This window comes from Streptomyces sp. sk2.1, assembly GCF_008120935.1.
In the GTDB taxonomy this organism is placed as follows: Bacteria; Actinomycetota; Actinomycetes; order Streptomycetales; family Streptomycetaceae; genus Streptomyces.
This window is the reverse complement of the sequence record NZ_RDBO01000203.1, coordinates 1-2,091: the sequence shown is the minus strand read 5'-3', so window position 1 is coordinate 2,091 and position 2,091 is coordinate 1. Positions and strand designations below refer to the sequence as shown.

The following is a 2,091-nucleotide window of genomic DNA, read 5'->3' as shown; positions in this document are numbered from 1 at the left end:
GGCGGCGTGGGCGATGCCGAAGTCGATGACCCGGGGACCGTCGGCCGCAGCCGCCCATCAGCCCACCGCGCCCGCCGCACCGGCACCKCMCRCCGGTGCCCCGACACAGGGGTACGGCCCGCCCGTGGCGCACCAGCAGCCCCATCCGCACTCCCCGTACCCCACCACGCCCGTTCCGTCCCAGGTCAACGCCTACGCCCCGACCCAGATGGGCGCACCCGCGCAGACGTACCCCGGGCACCCCGGGAACGGCATGCCTCCCGCGCCGCAGCCCGCGAAGGGCGGCAAGCGGGGGCTGCTCCTCGCCGTCGCCGCGGTGCTGGTCCTGGCCGTCGTGGGTGGCGGCACCGCGTACACGCTGCTCAAGGAAAAGGACAAGGACAAGGAGACGCAGAGCGGCTCCGCCCCGAACAAGTCGGGTGCCTCGGGCAAGGAGTCCGGCACGGACAGTGGGGCCGGCTCCGGTTCCGGGCAGGCCGCCGAGCAGCAGCCGAAGGTCGCGGACTACAACGGCATCAACCTCACGGCCGGCTACCACCTGACGCTCGGCGAAGACCCCGTCCGCCCCCAGAAGGGCGAGGACGGCGGGTACGAGCTCTCCTACGACACCGGCGGGTACCTCGACGCCGAGACCACGGGCGGAAGCCTGGTGCTGCTCGACCCGGGGCAGGAGGGGTCACTCGAGACCTGCCGTGCGGAGACCCGGTTCACCGAGACCGTCTATCTGGAGAAGATCTCGACGGGCCGGCAGCTCTGCGTCACGACGGGCACGGGGCACCTCGGCCTCGTGACCGTCAAGGGGCTCTCCGGCGAGGACTCGCCCAGCACGTACATGACGCTGGACCTGAAGGTCTGGCGCAACGCCGCCGTCACCGGTTCGGAAAGCTGAGCACGGCCCGCGCACGAGGTGTTCTCACGTCCGGGGCCTGCCCCGGACGTGAGAACACCGCTTCCCCGTTCCGTCACCCGGCGACCGCGCTCACCAGGTGACCTCGATCCGCCGGGGGCTGCGGGAGGTGGTGCCCCGGTTCCACTCGACCGCGTCGGCTGATCCGGCCAGCCGCATCCGGGGGAAACGGGCGGCCAGCCGGTGCAGGGCCAGCTGGAGCTCCATCCGGGCCAGCCAGGCCCCCAGGCAGTAGTGGGCCCCGGCGCCGAACGACAGGGTGGGCGCCGCCAGCGGGGCGAAGAGGTCGTCGAACGGCCGGGGCGGGAACACGGCGGGATCGCGGTTGGCCATGCCGCAGTCGGCGAGCACCACCGAACCCGCCGGGATCGTCACACCGCCGACCCTCGTGTCGACGGCGGCGTACCGCGCGGTCCCCCGGTCGTCGCCGAGCGGCACCAGGTGCAGCAGCCGCTCCGCCAGCGCCTCGGCGGCCTGTTCGTCGGCGCCGAGCCGGAACCAGGTCTCCGGTCGTTCGCCGAGCAGGTAGAGCAGCGAGTTGCCGAGCATCGTCATCGTGCTGTCGTGGCCGCCGACGACCAGTCCGCACACCAGGTCCACGAGCTGGCCCTCCGGGATGCCGCCCTCCTCGTCGGCGGCCAGGACCAGCACACTGGTGAGGTCGTCGCCCGGCTCCTTCCTGCGCTCGGTCAGCAACGCCGCGCCGAAGGCCGCGAACTCGGCGAGCGCCTCCCGCATCTCCTCCTCGGGATGGGAGCCGTCCGAGAAGGCGTACAGGGTCCAGTGGCGCAGCCGGTCCCGCGCCCCGGTGTCGAGGCCCATCAGTCTGCTGATCACCGCGACCGGCAGCGGCAGGGTGAAACCGGACACCAGGTCCACCGGACCTGCTCGGTCCGTGAGTTCGTCCAGGCACTCCTCCACGATCTCCGCGATCCAGGGCCGCCAGCGGGCCACGGCCCTCGGGGTGAACGCGCGCCGCAGGGTGCGGCGCAGGCGCAGATGGTCCTCGCCGTCCTGGTTGAACATCAGGTCCAGGCTGCCGACCAGGCCGGTCTCGCCGGACAGGGACGGGGCGTCCGGCGAGTGCAGCGCCGCGCGTCCGAACCTGCTGTCGGTCAGTACCTTCCGTACGTCGGCGTACCGGCTCACCAGCCAGGACGAGGTCCCGTCGGGCAGTTCGACGG

At 72.7% G+C, this 2,091-nt stretch carries 1 protein-coding gene and 1 pseudogene; one reads left to right on the top strand and one right to left on the bottom strand.

Annotated features, from left to right (window positions below; all coding sequences use genetic code 11):
* Window positions 1-889, top strand: a pseudogene (locus EAO76_RS42455) (serine/threonine protein kinase); the annotation flags it as partial.
* Between the two features lie 90 nt (window positions 890-979).
* On the opposite strand, the gene EAO76_RS42450 reads toward EAO76_RS42455, so the two are convergent.
* Window positions 980-2,091: cytochrome P450 (locus tag EAO76_RS42450; protein ID WP_148841554.1), on the bottom strand; the 1,112-nt coding region annotated here is incomplete at its 5' end.